The 14399-nt window shown below is 71.8% G+C and carries 17 protein-coding genes; 2 read left to right on the top strand and 15 right to left on the bottom strand.

Annotation, left to right across the window (positions count from 1 at the left end; translation table 11 throughout):
• A partial coding sequence (gene trpB / locus VOI19_RS03250; RefSeq protein WP_323791524.1) for a tryptophan synthase subunit beta occupies positions 1-1077 on the bottom strand: 1077 nt, incomplete at its 3' end.
• Positions 1074-1868 (bottom strand): indole-3-glycerol phosphate synthase TrpC, encoded by a 795-nt coding sequence (gene trpC / locus VOI19_RS03245; protein ID WP_323791523.1) that lies wholly within the window; start codon positions 1866-1868, stop codon positions 1074-1076. The genes trpC and trpB, both read right to left, overlap by 4 nt.
• A gap of 145 nt (positions 1869-2013) precedes the next feature.
• Here trpC and VOI19_RS03240 point away from each other — a divergent pair, with 145 nt between their 5' ends.
• Positions 2014-2328 (top strand): DUF4190 domain-containing protein, encoded by a 315-nt coding sequence (locus VOI19_RS03240; protein WP_323791522.1) that lies wholly within the window; start codon positions 2014-2016, stop codon positions 2326-2328.
• A gap of 118 nt (positions 2329-2446) precedes the next feature.
• Here VOI19_RS03240 and VOI19_RS03235 read toward each other — a convergent pair whose 3' ends face one another.
• From VOI19_RS03235 to hisD, 13 genes are all read right to left on the bottom strand, one after another.
• A complete protein-coding gene (locus tag VOI19_RS03235) occupies positions 2447-2887 on the bottom strand; it encodes a DUF2752 domain-containing protein (protein ID WP_323791521.1) in 441 nt (146 codons plus the stop codon).
• A 25-nt stretch (positions 2888-2912) separates the two neighbouring features.
• Positions 2913-3113 (bottom strand): HGxxPAAW family protein, encoded by a 201-nt coding sequence (locus tag VOI19_RS03230; protein ID WP_323791520.1) that lies wholly within the window; start codon positions 3111-3113, stop codon positions 2913-2915.
• 60 nt (positions 3114-3173) lie between these two features.
• Positions 3174-3803, bottom strand: coding sequence for a Trp biosynthesis-associated membrane protein (locus VOI19_RS03225; RefSeq protein ID WP_323791519.1), 630 nt, complete (start codon positions 3801-3803; stop codon positions 3174-3176).
• Entirely contained in the window at positions 3796-4152 is a 357-nt protein-coding gene (gene hisI / locus VOI19_RS03220; protein ID WP_323791518.1) for a phosphoribosyl-AMP cyclohydrolase, read from the bottom strand. The genes VOI19_RS03225 and hisI overlap by 8 nt, the downstream gene beginning before the upstream one ends.
• A gap of 28 nt (positions 4153-4180) precedes the next feature.
• The gene (locus VOI19_RS03215; RefSeq protein ID WP_323791517.1) at positions 4181-6046 is read right to left on the bottom strand and encodes an ABC transporter ATP-binding protein; all 1866 of its coding nucleotides are present in this window, start codon (positions 6044-6046) and stop codon (positions 4181-4183) included.
• On the bottom strand, positions 6043-7851 hold the full coding sequence (locus tag VOI19_RS03210) for an ABC transporter ATP-binding protein (protein WP_323791516.1): 1809 nt from the start codon (positions 7849-7851) through the stop codon (positions 6043-6045). Before VOI19_RS03210 ends, VOI19_RS03215 begins: the two co-directional genes overlap by 4 nt.
• A 121-nt stretch (positions 7852-7972) precedes the next feature.
• A complete protein-coding gene (hisF, locus tag VOI19_RS03205; RefSeq protein WP_323791515.1) occupies positions 7973-8746 on the bottom strand; it encodes an imidazole glycerol phosphate synthase subunit HisF in 774 nt (257 codons plus the stop codon).
• Entirely contained in the window at positions 8743-9507 is a 765-nt protein-coding gene (gene priA, locus VOI19_RS03200) for a bifunctional 1-(5-phosphoribosyl)-5-((5-phosphoribosylamino)methylideneamino)imidazole-4-carboxamide isomerase/phosphoribosylanthranilate isomerase PriA (RefSeq protein WP_323791514.1), read from the bottom strand. The genes hisF and priA overlap by 4 nt, the downstream gene beginning before the upstream one ends.
• Before the next feature lie 31 nt (positions 9508-9538).
• Positions 9539-9865 carry a hypothetical protein gene (locus tag VOI19_RS03195; RefSeq protein ID WP_323791513.1) on the bottom strand — a complete coding sequence of 109 codons (327 nt, stop codon included), beginning with the start codon at positions 9863-9865 and terminating at the stop codon, positions 9539-9541.
• Positions 9866-9872: 7 nt separating this feature from the next.
• Positions 9873-10532: an imidazole glycerol phosphate synthase subunit HisH gene (hisH, locus tag VOI19_RS03190; protein ID WP_323791512.1), complete on the bottom strand. Its 660-nt coding sequence runs from the start codon at positions 10530-10532 to the stop codon at positions 9873-9875.
• A 5-nt stretch (positions 10533-10537) separates the two neighbouring features.
• Positions 10538-11170, bottom strand: coding sequence for an imidazoleglycerol-phosphate dehydratase HisB (gene hisB, locus VOI19_RS03185; protein WP_323791511.1), 633 nt, complete (start codon positions 11168-11170; stop codon positions 10538-10540).
• Positions 11167-12261 (bottom strand): histidinol-phosphate transaminase, encoded by a 1095-nt coding sequence (locus VOI19_RS03180; protein ID WP_323791510.1) that lies wholly within the window; start codon positions 12259-12261, stop codon positions 11167-11169. The genes hisB and VOI19_RS03180 overlap by 4 nt, the downstream gene beginning before the upstream one ends.
• 7 nt (positions 12262-12268) lie before the next feature.
• Positions 12269-13576: a histidinol dehydrogenase gene (gene hisD, locus VOI19_RS03175; RefSeq protein ID WP_323791509.1), complete on the bottom strand. Its 1308-nt coding sequence runs from the start codon at positions 13574-13576 to the stop codon at positions 12269-12271.
• A gap of 89 nt (positions 13577-13665) precedes the next feature.
• Here hisD and VOI19_RS03170 point away from each other — a divergent pair, with 89 nt between their 5' ends.
• Complete coding sequence (locus VOI19_RS03170) at positions 13666-14340, top strand: LON peptidase substrate-binding domain-containing protein (RefSeq protein WP_323791508.1); 675 nt, start codon at positions 13666-13668, stop codon at positions 14338-14340.
• The last annotated feature ends 59 nt before the right edge of the window (positions 14341-14399 follow it).

Genomic DNA, 14399 nt, shown 5'->3' with positions numbered 1-14399 from the left:
GATGATGCCCTCGGTGCGGCTGAGCAGTGCCATCGCCTCCATCGCCTCGGTGTCGGTCACCGGGCGGTACTCCGCCCGGCCGGTGCGAGCCAGGTGGGCGTGCTGCGGCCCGACCCCGGGGTAGTCCAGGCCGGCCGAGATCGAGTGGGACTCGACCGTCTGGCCGTCCTCGTCCTGCAGCACGAAGGTGCGCGCGCCGTGCAGGACGCCACTGTCGCCGGCGTGGATCGTGGCCGCGTGGCGACCGGTCTCGACGCCGTCACCGCCGGGCTCGTAGCCCCAGATCGCGACAGACTCGTCCTCGAGGAACGCCTGGTAGAGACCGATCGCGTTGGACCCGCCACCCACGCACGCCGCGATGGCGTCCGGGAGGACGCCGTACTGCTCGAGGCACTGGGCGCGCGCCTCGTCGCCGATGCCGCGGGCGAAGTCACGCACCAGGCTCGGGAAAGGGTGCGGGCCGGCGGCGGTGCCGAAGAGGTACGCCGTGTGGTCGACGCTGGCGACCCAGTCGCGCAGGGCGTCGTTGATGGCGTCCTTGAGCGTGGCGCTGCCGGAGTCGACGGTGACCACCTTGGCGCCGAGCAGCTGCATGCGTGCGACGTTGAGCGCCTGACGCTTGGCGTCGACGGCACCCATGTAGACGGTGCAGTCGAGCCCGAAGTAGGCGGCGGCGGTCGCACTGGCCACGCCGTGCTGGCCCGCACCCGTCTCGGCGATGACCCGCTTCTTGCCCATCCGCTTGGTGAGCAGCGCCTGGCCGAGGACGTTGCGGATCTTGTGGGCGCCGGTGTGGTTGAGGTCCTCGCGCTTGAGCAGGATGCGCACGCCCACCTGGTTGCTGAGGCGCTCGGCGAAGTAGAGCGGGCTGGGCAGGTTGGCGTAGTCGCGCAGGATCTGGTCGAACTCCGCGCGGAAGGCCGGGTCGGCCATGGCGTCGTGCCAGGCGTCGGTGAGCTCGTCGAGGGCGGCGATCAGCGCCTCCGGCATGAAACGACCACCGAAGTCGCCGAACCAGCCCTGCTCGTCGGCGTCGAAGCGTCCGGGGGTCCTGGGGTCGGTCGGGTTGGTCGTCATGCCTGAGCTCCTGTCGTGAGTCCCGTCATGGCTGCGACTGCAGCCTGCGGAGCGCCGTCCTTGACCAGTGCCTCGCCGACCAGCACCACGCGCGCGCCCTCGTCGACGAAGCGCGCCACGTCGTCCGGTCCGGAGATGCCCGACTCGGCCACGGCGACGCGATCGGCGGGGATGAGCGGCGCCAGCCGCCCGAAGGTGTCGTTGTCGACGGCGAGGGTCTTGAGGTTGCGGGCGTTCACGCCGATCAGCTCGGCGCCGAGAGCGACCGCGCGGTGGGTCTCGTCCTCGTCGTGGACCTCGACCAGCACGGTGAGTCCGAGCTCGCGGGCCTCGTCGTGCAGTCGGCGCAGGTCGTCGTCGCTCAGCGCGGCCACGATGAGCAGCGCCAGGTCGGCTCCGGCCGCTCGCGCCTCGACCAGCTGGTAGGAGTCGACGATGAAGTCCTTGCGCAGCACGGGCACGTCGACCGCGGCCCGGACGGCGTACAGGTCGGCGAGGCTGCCGCCGAAACGACGCTCCTCGGTGAGCACGCTGATCGCGCCGGCTCCGCCGGCGGCGTACTCGGCGGCGAGCGCAGCGGGGTCGGGGATGTCGGCCAGGTCGCCCTTGCTGGGGCTGCGGCGCTTGACCTCGGCGATCACGCTCGAACCGGGTGCCCGGAAGTGCGGCATGGGGTCACGCGGGGCGGGCGCGTCGGCAAGGGCCGCCCGCACCTCGGCCAGCGGCCGGTCGCTCTGACGTCGTGCGAGGTCGATCCGCACGCCGTCGACGATGTCGTCGAGCACGGACACGGACAGCTCCTCTGGTGGTGCGAGATGGTGCGAGACAGATGGGCGGGGAAACGCCGCCCGCCGGACCTCCAAGTCTGGCACGCGGGGCCATAGGGTCGGTGGCGAGCCCGGTCGTGCGGGCTCTCGACCTGAAGGGAAGCCCGTCATGAGCTACAACCAGCCCCCACCGCCGCCGCCCGGTTACGGCGCACCCGAAGGTGGCTACGGCGCTGTGCCACCGCAGGGCACCAACAAGAAGGCGATCTGGTCGCTCGTCACCGGCATCGTCGGATTCCTGTGCTGCGGCATCCTGATCGGCCCGGTCGCGATCTTCCTCTCGATCCAGGCCAAGAAGGAAATTGAAGTCAGCGGTGAGCAGGGTGGCGGGATGGCGACCGCCGGACTCGTGCTCGGCATCCTCGGTGCCCTGATCCACATCGTCCTGATCGCCACCGGCAACTTCCTGGTCGAGATCAACTGACCCCCCGCTCCCCCTGGAGCAGGACTCCACCCGTGATGCCGAGTCGGCGCGTCTACGCGCCGACTCGGCGCGCTTTTGTCGGTGAGTCGGCGCGAGTACGCGCCGACTCGGCGAAAGATCAGGGGGCGAGCCAGGAGCCGGCGGGCAGGTTGCGCAGGACCGTGAAGACCGCGAGGGCGGCCAGGCCGAGGGTCAGGAGGGTGGCGCCGAGGCGTGGCGAGAGCGGCGGGCGGGTCGTGCCTCGCCAGGAGTCGAGGGCCCAGCGGGCGAGCAGGAAGATCACGACCGGCATCGCGAGCACCAGGACCAGGTTGCTCGACGCGGCGTCGGCGAGGCGCAGCTCGGTCAGGTCGTTCACCCCGCGCAGGCCGCCGCAGCCGGGACACCAGAAGCCCAGCGCCGCCGAGGGACACAGCCCCCACGAGCCCGACTCATGCGGGTCTCGCAGGTGCAGCGCCAGCGTCGCCAGGGCCAGGGCGCCGATGACCGTGGCCGGCTTGCGCATCCGGGCGGCGCGCGTGGACTCCCCCGGCGGTGTCGCCACCTGCTGCAGAGTCATCTCTCGCGCCTCCGGGTCGGATCCGTCAGTGACCGGACTCGTGGAAGCCCATCTTGTCCATCACGACGAACAAGATCCCGGCGACGACGACGAGGGCGACACCCACCCAGAACCCGGGGTAGCTGATCGGGCTGAACATCAGCCCGGCGCCACCCACGGCGAACCCGATCAGACCGACCGCGACAGCGGTCCAGGCAGCGGGGGTGTTGCCGTGGTTGTCAGACATGTGTGCTCCTCGGTGACGTACGACATCGTGGTCCGCAGGTCACTGCGGCCTAGGACGACTCTAGTGGGTCGACCCCTCGGTGGGGTCGTGCCCCTCGTCGATGGCGCGCCACAGGTCGAGGTTCGTCTGCTCCTCCACCGGCACGACGCTGCGCTGCGCACCGTCACCGTTGCCCGCGCCGTTGCCCGCGCCGTTGCCTGCGCCGCTGCCGGGGGCGTCGTAGCGACGTCCCATCTCGGGCCAGTGACGCACCGCGCGAACCGCCACGACCGACGCGGCCACGCCGGCCAGTCCGGTCACCACGCCCAGGTAGGACCAGAAGGTGCGGGTGGCCTGCCTGGCCGACTCCGTGCCCTCGGTGAGGTCGTCCGGCGTCCCGACCCAGGCGATGACGGCGAAGGTCACCACCCCGAGCGCGGCGAGGAGCCCGAGCCAGGTCACCGCCCGGCGCGCGACCCCGCGCGAGACCAGCACCACGCCCCAGGTCGCGAGGAGCACCAGCGCGAGAGCCGTGACGGGCGGGGCCGTGACGTCGAGTGTCGAGGCCGCCGCCGAGGCGAACGCCGAGTCGGTGGCGTCTCCCCCGAGATCGATCGTCGCCCAGTCCTGGTTGCCGGCCACGGCGGCGAACCCCGCCCAGGCCAGCCCCAGCGCGGCCACCGGGCCCAGGCCGGCCCTCGGCTCAGGCACGCGAGAGCAGCCCGTCGTCGAAGCAGGTGCGGGCGCCGGTGTGACACGCGGCGCCGACCTGGTCGACCGCGACCAGCAGGGTGTCGCCGTCGCAGTCGAGGCGCACCGAGACGACCTGCTGCACGTGGCCCGAGGTGTCGCCCTTGACCCAGTACTCCTGGCGCGAGCGGCTCCAGTAGGTGGCGCGCCCGGTGGTGAGGGTGCGGTGCAGTGCCTCGTCGTCCATCCAGCCCATCATGAGCACCTCACCGGTGTCGTGCTGCTGCGCGACAGCAGCGACCAGACCTCGGCCGTGCTCGTCGGGGCTGCGCTTGTGGCGGGAGGCGATCGCGGGGTCCAGGGAGCTCACGCTCCCAGTATCGCGTCCGCTCGTCGCGCTAGGACTCAGCAGGTGGGGCCGCCGGCGTCCGCTGCGCCGTCCACGAGGCGTAGAGACCGGCATAGACGCTGCCGGCCTCGGTGACCAGCCGCGCGTGGGGGCCTCGCTGCACCACGCGTCCGCGGTCGATCACGACGACCTCGTCGGCTCCTTCTGCGGTCGAGAGCCGGTGGGCGATGGTGACCGAGGTACGCCCAGACATCAGCCGCTCCAGCGCGCGTCCGATCCGCATCTCGAGCTGAGGGTCGACCGCGCTCGTCGCCTCGTCGAGGACCAGGAGGTCGGGGTCGGCGAGGTGGGCACGCAGTAGCGCGACGAGCTGGCGCTCGCCCGCGGAGAGCGACTCGCCGCGCTGGCCCACCCGCGTGTCGAGGCCGCGCGGAAGGCCCGCCACCCAGTCACCGAGGCCCAGCTCGGCAGCGCTCGCCAGGATCTCGGCATCGGAGGCGTCGAGCTTGCCGTAGCGGACGTTGGCCCGGATCGTGTCGTCGAAGAGGAAACCTTCCTGGGGCACCAGCACGACGCTGCTGCGCAGCGAGGCCTCGGCGACGTCACGCACGTCGATGCCGTCGAGCAGGACGGCGCCGGCGGAGGGGTCCATCAGCCGAGTGAGCAGCTTGGCGATCGTCGACTTGCCCGAGCCGGTCTCGCCCACCACCGCGATGCGTCGTCCGGCGGCGATGTCGAGGGTGAGGTCGTGCAGCACCGCGGGCCCCGAGGGATAGGCGAACCCGACGTCCTCGAACCGCACGTCGATCGGCCCGCGCGGCAGCACGCTGCCCTCCGGTCCCGGGTCGACGAGGTCTGCGGGGGTGTCGAGGATCCCGAGCACCCGGCGCCAGCCGGCGATCGCGCTCTGGGCCTCGGTGAGGATCTGGGTGCCGACCTGGACCGGGCCCACGAAGAGGCTCACGAGGAACGCGAAGGCGATCACGGTGCCGACGGTGATGTCGTCGGCGAAGCCGAGCCAGATGCCGATGATCAGCACCCCGGCATTGGCCAGCCCGGCCGAGACGCCGCCCAGGGAGAACGAGAACGCCGTGTAGCTCTGCGCGCGCACGCTCGCCCGCTGGTTGCGGGCGACCGCCTCGTCGATCCGCGCCTGGGTGCGCGCCTCGACCGCGTACGAGCGCACGACCGCAGCGCCCACGACGGGCTCGGAGATCGCCGAGAGCATCAGGCCGACCTGCCGACGCGAGGTGCTGTAGGCCTCGGAGAGCTTGCGCTGGAAGAACTTGAGCGACAGGAACAGGGGCGCGAAGCAGACCCAGACCACCACCGTGAGCTGCCAGGAGTAGACGAGCATGACCATCGTGGCGACCAGGACCTGCCCGGCGCTCACGATGAACATCAGGCCGCCGAACACGAGGAACTGGCTGACCTGGTCGACGTCGCTGGTGACGCGCGAGACCAGTGCCCCGCGACGCTCGGTGTTCTGGGTGAGGAGAGGCAGGTCGTGGACGTGCCTGAAGGCCTTGATGCGCAGCGTGGCCAGACCGTGCTCGGAGGTGGTGAACAACCGCTTGGTCATGGCGTACGACGCGTAGGTCGTGGCGAGGACCGCCACGGCGGCCAGCACGCCCAGCAGCACCGTGAACGACGTGTCCGGGCCACCCGGGCGGTTGAGCCCGCGGTCCAGGGTCTGCTGGACCGCGATGGGGACGACGACCTGGCCCGAGGAGGCGATGACGGCGAGCAGCAGCGTGCCGACCAGCCCCTGCTTGAGCTCCGGGGAGTAGTGGACCCCGCGACGGATGGTCTCGAGGGTTCGCATGTCCTCGCCGGTGGCGAGGGTGGTGTTGTTGGTGCGATTGCGCCGGGGCGTGTCCACGGCGGGCACGGTGGGGTCGTCGACAGCGGTCACGAGGTCACCTGCTCGGAGTCGTGCTCGTAGGCGTTCACGAGCCGGGCGTACGTCGGGGACGAGGCGAGCAGGTGCTCGTGCGTGCCGCGGGAAGCGATCCGCCCGCCCTCGAGGTGCAGCACCTCGTCGGCCAGACCGATGGTCGCCTTGCGATGGGCCACCAGGACCAACGTCGTCTGGTGGGCCCCCTCCTGCAGACCGGCCAGGATCCGCTGCTCGACCTCGGGATCGACCGCCGAGGTCGCGTCGTCCAGGATCAGCACCCGCGGGCGCCGGACCAGCGCGCGAGCCAGCGAGAGCCGTTGACGCTGTCCACCGGAGAGCGAGGTGCCCCGCTCGCCCAGACTGGTCGACAGCCCGTCGGGCAGCGCTGCGACGAACTCGTCGGCCTGAGCGGTGCGCAGGGCTGCCCAGACCTGGTCGTCGGAGAAGTCGCCGCCGAGCGTGACGTTGCCGCGCACGGAGTCGTCGAACAGGAAGGCCGACTGAGGCACGATCGCGAGCACCCGAGCCAGCTCGCCGGGCGCCAGGTCGCGCAGGTCGGTGCCGTCGACCGCCACCTGGCCCGACCTCGGGTCGACCAGTCGCGTCAGGAGGGTGGTGAGGGTGCTCTTGCCCGAGGCCGTCGCCCCGACCAGCGCCACGGTGCGGCCGGGCTCGACGGTGAAGGAGACACCGTCGAGCAGCCGCTGCTCGGGCTCGTAGCCGTGCACGACGTCGCGCACCTCGAGCGTTGCACCACCGCGACCCGCCGGGACCCCGGAGGTGCCGTAGACCATCTGACCGGTCGTGCCGAGCACGGCCTCGACGCGGCGGAAGCCGACGACGCTCGCCGGGAAGTCGCTGAGCAGCCAGCCGATGGAGCGGATCGGGAAGGCGACGATGGTGAGGAGGTAGGCGACCGTGACCACGTCGCCGGGATCGGCGGCACCGCTGGTCACCCGCGACACCCCCACCGCCAGGACGACGAGGACCCCGAGGTTGGGCAGCGCCCCGAGGATCGGGTCGAAGGCCGCGCGGATGCGCCCGACCCGGATGTTGGCGTCGCGCAGCTCGCGCGAGGAGGCGGCGAAGCGCTCGGTCTCCTGGGGCTCGCGGCCCAACGCCTTGACGACCATCGCGCCGTCGAACGACTCGTGCGCGATCGCGCTGACCTCGGCGCGAAGCTCCTGCGCCTTGGTCGCCCAGCCCTCCGCGAGGTTCTGGTAGACGACGTTGGTGACGATGATGATCGGGAAGATCAGCAGCCCGACGATCGCCAGGACGAGGTCGGCGAAGAGCATCTGCACGATGGCGATGACCATCATGGCGACCGTGCCGACGGCCATCGGCAGCGGCGCGATGGGGCTCCAGGCGGCCTCGACGTCGGCGTTGGCGTTGGAGAGCAGCTGCCCGGTGGGGTGCCGCTGGTGCCACTCCATCGGCAGCTCGAGGTAGCGCCTGGTGACGGCTCGGCGCGACTCGGCCTCGAGGCGGAACATCATCACGCCGGCGCCGACGCGGCGTGCGACGATGCCGACCGCTCGGAGCAGGGCGACGGCGACGAAGAGCGCGAGCACGGCCCACAGCAGCGAGCCGTCGACCTCGCCGTCGCGGAAGGCGGGGAGCAGCACGTTGTCGGTCGACCAGCCCAGCACCCAGGCATCGGCCACCGTGAGGGCACCGAAGAGCACGGACCCGATCGTGGAGATGGCGAACACCCTCGGCTGGCGCCGGATCGCCACCCCGAGCACGGCGAAGCCTGCGCGGGTCGAACCGCGCACCCGGTCCTCGTGTGGGTCCGGGGCCTGGTCAACGTCGTTCACGGTGCTCCTTCTTTCCCGGAACCCGATCCGAGACGAGGGTCACGCTAGAGCACGACGCCGACACCCACACACCGGTGGTGACACAACTTGCCCGACATTGCCCGAGGAGGCCGGGCGGCGCTCAGCGCACCGGGTGCCCGGCAGCCCCCAGGGCTGCCTTGACCTCGCCCACGCGCAGCGTGCCGAAGTGGAACACCGTCGCGGCCAGGACGGCGTCCGCACCGGCCTCGACGGCGGGCGCGAAGTGGTCGAGCGTCCCGGCGCCACCGGACGCGATCACCGGGATGGACACCTCGCGACGGACCGCCGCGATGAGGTCGAGGTCGAAGCCGTCCTGCGTACCGTCGGCATCCATCGCGTTGAGCAGGATCTCCCCCGCGCCGAGCTCGGCGGCCTTCGCGGCCCAGGCGACCGCGTCGAGGCCGGATGACCGGCGCCCACCGTGGGTCGTCACCTCCCACCCCGAGTCGGTGCCGGCGCCACCGACGGGCACGCGGCGCGCGTCGACGGAGAGCACCAGCACCTGGTTGCCGAACCGGTCGGCGATCTCGGCGACGAGCTCGGGCCGGCGAATCGCGGCGGTGTTGACGGCGATCTTGTCGGCCCCGGCGCGCAGCAGCCGGTCGACGTCCTCCACCGCACGGATACCACCGCCAACCGTCAGCGGGATGAAGACCTCCTCGGCGGTGCGCGAGACGATCTCCATCGTGGTGGCCCGGCCCTCGTGCGAGGCGGAGATGTCGAGGAAGGTGAGCTCGTCGGCCCCCTCGGCATCGTAGGAGCGAGCCAGCTCGACCGGGTCGCCGGCGTCGCGCAGGTCGAGGAAGTTGATGCCCTTGACCACGCGTCCGCCGTCGACGTCGAGGCACGGGATGACGCGGACGGCGAGACTCACGACGCGCCGCCCGCGCGGCGCTCGGCAGGCAGGGTGAGCGCGAGCGCGTCCTCGAGGGTGAAGCGCCCCTCGTAGAGGGCCGTGCCGGCGATCGCACCCTCGACGCCGCCCTTGCCGTCGCTCCGCACGAGGCCCATCAGCGCCTCGAGGTCGGCGAGCTCGGTGACGCCGCCGGAGGCGATGATCGGGGCGTCGGTGGCCGCGCAGACGTCGCGCAGAAGGTCGAGGTTGGGGCCCTGGAGCATGCCGTCCTTGTTGACGTCGGTGACGACGTAGCGCGCACAGCCCTCGGAGTCGAGGCGGGCCAGGACGTCGTAGAGGTCTCCTCCGTCGCGCGTCCAGCCGCGCGCGGCAAGGGTGCGTCCACGCACGTCGAGGCCGATGGCGATGCGGTCGCCGTGCTCGGCGATCACCTTCGCGCACCACTCGGGCTGCTCGAGGGCAGCGGTGCCGATGTTGACCCGGCGACAGCCGGTGGCCAGCGCCGCCGCCAGCGACTCGTCGTCGCGGATCCCGCCGCTCATCTCGACCTGGATGTCGAGAGCGCCCACGATCTCGGCCTGCAGCGCGGCGTTCGAGCCCCGCCCGAAGGCGGCGTCGAGGTCGACGAGGTGCAGCCACTCGGCGCCGGCGTCCTGCCAGCGCAGCGCAGCCGCGACCGGGTCGCCGTACGCCCGCTCGGAACCGGCCACGCCCTGGGCGAGCTGGACGGCCTGGCCCTCGGTGATGTCGACGGCGGGGAGGAGCTGGAGGTAGGTCATGGCAGGAGTTCCTTCTGGACCGCTTGCGGGGTCACTTCTGGGAGATCAACAAGGTCGCGACGGGGGTGAGCAGGATGCTGAGGAGCAGGACGACGGCGGGCAGGGCCCAGCTGCCCGAGGCGAAGAGCACCAGCACGTTGAGGGTGAAGACGCCGGCGAGCACCAGGCCGATCCGACGTTGACGCCGCGCAGCCAAGGTGCCGCTGGGCGCTGGCGCCGGGCGCGGGATCCACCCCAGGAGCATCTGGCGACGACGCCGGCGTCGGGTCGCCTGTTCAGCCGCGGCCGCGCGCGCCGCAGCAGCGGCCGCCACCTCGCGCTCGCGCTCCTCGCGCCGTCGCGCACGCTCCTTGCTCACGGGACTCTCACAGGGTCTGGACCCAGTTGCGCAGCAGCGCCGCACCGGCGTCCCCGGACTTCTCGGGGTGGAACTGGGTCGCGGTGAGGGGGCCGTTCTCGACCGCAGCCACGAAACGGTCGCCGCCGTGCTCGGTCCAGGTGACCAGCGGCGCCTTCGTGCGGTCGTTGGTCTCGAGCACCCACTCACGCGCCCCGTAGGAGTGCACGAAGTAGAAGCGCTCCTGCTCGAGTCCGTCGAAGAGTGAGGTGCCCTCGGGGACCTCGACGGTGTTCCAGCCCATGTGGGGCACCACGGGCGCCTGGAGCCGCGAGACCGTGCCCGGCCACTCAGCGCAGCCCTCGGTGCTCACGCCGTGCTCGACGCCCTGCTCGAAGAGCACCTGCATCCCGACGCAGATGCCCAGGACAGGGCGCCCGCCCGAGAGTCGGCGTCCGATGATCCGCTCGCCCTTGACCGAGCGCAGCCCGGCCATGCAGGCGGCGTACGCCCCCACCCCCGGGACCACGAGCCCATCAGCGGCCAGGGCGGCGTCGAAGTCGGCGGTCAGCTCCACCTCGGCGCCCGCGCGCTCGAGGGCGCGCACCGCCGAGTGCATGTTGCCCGAGCCGTAGTCGAGGACGACGACCCGGGGCCGCTCGGAGTCTGCAGAAGTCCCAGAACTCACAGGGCTCACAGGGCTCCCTTGGTGGACGGAATACCCGTCTCGCGGGGGTCGAGGGCCACCGCGTCACGCAGGGCGCGCGCGAAGGCCTTGAACTGCGTCTCCACGATGTGGTGCGGCTCGCGCCCGGCGAGGACCCGCACGTGCAGCGCGAAGTGGCCGTGGAAGGCGATCGACTCGAAGACGTGCTGGGTCAGCGAGCCGAGGTAGGACACCCCGGAGCCGCCGAGCTGCACGTAGGCCTGGCCCTCGGGCTCGCCGGTGTGCACGCAGTAGGGACGTCCCGAGACGTCGACGACGGCCTGCACCAGTGCCTCGTCGAGCGGCACGGTGGCGTCGCCGAAACGGCGGATCCCCGACTTGTCGCCCAGTGCCTGACGCAGGGCCTGGCCGAGCGCGATGGCGGTGTCCTCGACGGTGTGGTGGGCATCGATGTGGACGTCGCCCTCGGTGCGCACGGTGAGGTCGAGCAGCGCGTGGCGGGCCAGCGCGGTGAGCATGTGGTCGTAGAACCCGACACCGGTGGAGATGTCGTGGCGTCCGGAGCCGTCGAGGTCCACCTCGACGAGCACGGACGACTCGCTGGTACGGCGCTCGACGCGTGCGGTACGACCGGTGGTCGGGCTCTGGGGCGTGCTCATGCGATCTCCTTCGTCACGCGCTCGAGCGCGTCCTTGAACGTCGACATCTCGGCCGGGGTGCCGATCGAGACCCGCAACCAGCCGTCGGGGCCAGTCTCGCGGACGAGCACCCCGTGCTCGAGGAGGCCCTCCCACACCGCGTGCCGGTCACTGAACGTGCCGAACAGGCAGAAGTTGGCGTCGGAGTCGGCCACCCGGTGACCGCGCTCGCGCAGCCAGGCCACGAGGGAGTCGCGCTCGGCGCGCAGGTCGTCGACGCGGGCGAGCAGCTCGGGGGCGTGGCGCAGCGCCGCCAGTGCGACGGCCTGGGTGATGGACGACAGGTGGTAGGGCAGCCTGACGACGCGCACCGCGTCAGCAATCGCCGGGTCGGCCGCCAGGTAGCCGAGGCGGAGCCCCGCAGCCGCGAAGGCCTTGCTCATCGTGCGGGTCACCACGAGGTTGCGGTGCTGGGGCAGCAGGTCCAGGGCGGACGGCGTGCCCGCACGCCGGAACTCGCCGTACGCCTCGTCGACCACGACGATGCCCCGCTCCCCCACGAGCTCGCACAAGGCAGCGATCGCGGCGGGCTCGAGAGCCGTGCCGGTCGGGTTGTTGGGCGAGGGCAGGAACACCACGTGCGGCTTCTCGGCGGCGACGAGGTCGCGCGCGGCGTCGAGGTCGAGCCCGAAGTCGTCGGAGCGTCGACCCGCGACCCACCGTGTGTGGGTGTCACGGGCGTACTCGGGATACATGGAGTACGTCGGCGCAAAGCTCAGCGCCGTGCGCCCCGGACCGCCGAAGGCCTGGAGCAGCTGCAACATGATCTCGTTGGACCCGTTGGCCGCCCACACCTGCTCGGTGCTCACCGGCGCGACGGTGTCGGCCGAGAGGTACGACGCCAGCGCCGTGCGCAGGGCGACGTGCTCGCGGTCGGGGTAGCGGTGCAGCGAGGTCGCCGCCTCGCGGACCGAGGCCGCGATGTCGTCGGCGCAGGCCGCCGAGGGTCCGTAGGGGTTCTCGTTGGTGTTGAGGCACACCGGTACGTCGATCTGGGGGGCGCCGTACGGCTCGATGCCGCGCAGCTCCTCCCGGAGGGGAGGGAAGCTCATCGCGCCCTCAGTCCGCGAACCGCACGCGGATCGCCTCGCCGTGACCCGGCAGGTCCTCGGCCTCGGCGAGCGTGACGACGTGGTCGGCGACCTCCGCGAGTGCCTCGCGGGAGTAGTCGATCACGTGGATGGACTTCGTGAACGCGCGCACCGACAGCCCCGAGGAGTGGCAGGCACACCCGCCGCTGGGCAGCACGTGGTTGGACCCGGCGCAGTAGTCGCCGAGGCTCACCGGCGCGTGCGGCCCGACGAAGATCGCCCCGGCGTTGCGCACGCGGGCCGCGACGGCCGAGGCGTCCGCGGTGTGGATCTCGAGGTGCTCGGCGGCGTAGGCGTTGACGACGTCGAGGCCCTGCTCGAGGTCGGCCACCATCACGATGCTCGACTGGCGCCCGGTGAGACTGGTGCGGATGCGCTCGACGTGGCGAGTCGCGAAGACCTGCTTCTCGAGCTCGACGGCCACCTCGTCGGCGAGACGCTCGGAGGTCGTCACGAGCACCGACGCCGCGAGCGGGTCGTGCTCGGCCTGGCTGATCAGGTCGGCGGCGACGTAGGCGGCATCGCCGGTGTCGTCGGCGAGGATCGCGATCTCGGTCGGGCCCGCCTCGGAGTCGATGCCGACCTGGCCCTTGAGCAGGCGCTTGGCGGTGACGACGTAGATGTTGCCCGGTCCGGTCACCAGATCGACCCGACGGCAGGGCGCGGTGCCGTAGGCGAACATCGCGATCGCCTGGGCGCCGCCGACGGCGTACACCTCCTCGACGCCGAGCAGCGCGCAGGCGGCAAGGATGGTGGGGTGCGGCAGCCCGCCGAACTCCCGCTGCGGCGGAGAGGCCAGGGCGATCGACGGCACGCCGGCGGTCTGGGCCGGCACCACGTTCATCAGGACGCTGGAGACCAGTGGCGCCAGCCCCCCGGGCACGTAGAGCCCCACCCGGTCGACGGGCACCTTGCGGTGCGTGACCCGAGCGCCAGGACCGAGGTCGCTGACGACGTCGTGCTCGAGCTCGGCCGCACACGTCACGCGCAAGCGGCGGATCGACTCCTCGAGGCCGGCGCGGATGTCGGGGTCGAGCGCGGCGAGCGCCTCGGTCGTCGCGGACACGGGGACGCGGATGTCGTCGTCGCGGGTGCCGCCGTCGAAGCGCTGGTTGTAGTCGAGGATCGCCTCGAGCCCGCGGGTGCGAACGTCCTCGCAGATCGCATGAACGGCCGGGACCGCCGCCTCGATGTCGAAGTCCGCGCGCGGGATCGCGGTGCGGTAGTCGAGCGCGCCGTCGGAGGCGGCGGCGCGGAGGTCGATGCGGCGGATCATGGGTCGATTCTAGGAGGGGCCACCCTCCACCGAGGATTCGGTGGCGTGGGCTGGACGCAGAGCAACCACAGCCGCACTAGGTTGAGCACGTGGCAACCGGTCCCGGCACGCTCCCGATGTTTCCGCTCAACTCGGTGCTCTTCCCCGGCCTGAGCGTGCCGCTGCACGTCTTCGAGGACCGCTACCGCGCCCTGGTGCACCACCTGCTGCGCGTCGAGGACCCCGCTGAGCGGATGTTCGGCTCGGTCGCCATCCGCGAGGGGTACGAGGTCGGGGACCACGGCGCCCAGTCGCTCTTCCGGGTCGGCTGCAAGGCTCAGCTCACTGACATCGAGGCGCACGCCGACGGGACCTTCGACGTCGTCGCCGTGGGGATCGAGCGGATCCAGCTCGACAGCCTCGAGACCGGCGACCTCTTCCCGATCGGCCACGTCACCGAGCTTCCCGACCACACCCCACCCGTCGAGGAAGAGGTGCTCGAACGGGCGCGGGCCACCTTCACCGCCTACCGGGTGGCGCTCTCGGAGATCCGCAGCGACCCCTACTCCGGGAGCCTGCCCCGCGACCCCACCTACCTGTCGTGGACCCTCGCCGCCTGCGCCCCACTCCCCCTGCAACAGCGTCAGTCGCTGCTCGAGGCCGAGGACGCCACCGATCGACTCGTCCTCGTCACCGACCTGCTCCGCTCGGAGCTGAAGGCCATGAACGTCATCCCCTCACTGCCCGCCACCGAGGTCGCCCGCACCCGCTGGAGCCCGAACTGAGACCGCAGACAGCCCGCGAGGAACGAGCGGGCTGTCGTGGCGGACGAAGGTTGATCGAG

Source organism: Nocardioides sp. (assembly GCF_034670285.1).
GTDB lineage: Bacteria > Actinomycetota > Actinomycetes > Propionibacteriales > Nocardioidaceae > Nocardioides.
The sequence above is the reverse complement of the archived record's forward strand: the minus strand, read 5'-3'. Positions and strand labels throughout refer to the sequence as shown.

Excerpts from the sequence above, each read along its gene's own strand:
- VOI19_RS03180 (WP_323791510.1), bottom strand. The coding sequence starts at position 12,261 with ATGAGCTTCCCTCCCCTCCGGGAGGAGCTGCGCGGCATCGAGCCGTAC.
- VOI19_RS03235 (WP_323791521.1), bottom strand. The coding sequence starts at position 2,887 with ATGACTCTGCAGCAGGTGGCGACACCGCCGGGGGAGTCCACGCGCGCC.
- VOI19_RS03230 (WP_323791520.1), bottom strand. The coding sequence starts at position 3,113 with ATGTCTGACAACCACGGCAACACCCCCGCTGCCTGGACCGCTGTCGCG.
- VOI19_RS03240 (WP_323791522.1), top strand. The coding sequence starts at position 2,014 with ATGAGCTACAACCAGCCCCCACCGCCGCCGCCCGGTTACGGCGCACCC.
- priA (WP_323791514.1), bottom strand. The coding sequence starts at position 9,507 with ATGACCTACCTCCAGCTCCTCCCCGCCGTCGACATCACCGAGGGCCAG.
- hisD (WP_323791509.1), bottom strand. The coding sequence starts at position 13,576 with ATGATCCGCCGCATCGACCTCCGCGCCGCCGCCTCCGACGGCGCGCTC.
- hisB (WP_323791511.1), bottom strand. The coding sequence starts at position 11,170 with ATGAGCACGCCCCAGAGCCCGACCACCGGTCGTACCGCACGCGTCGAG.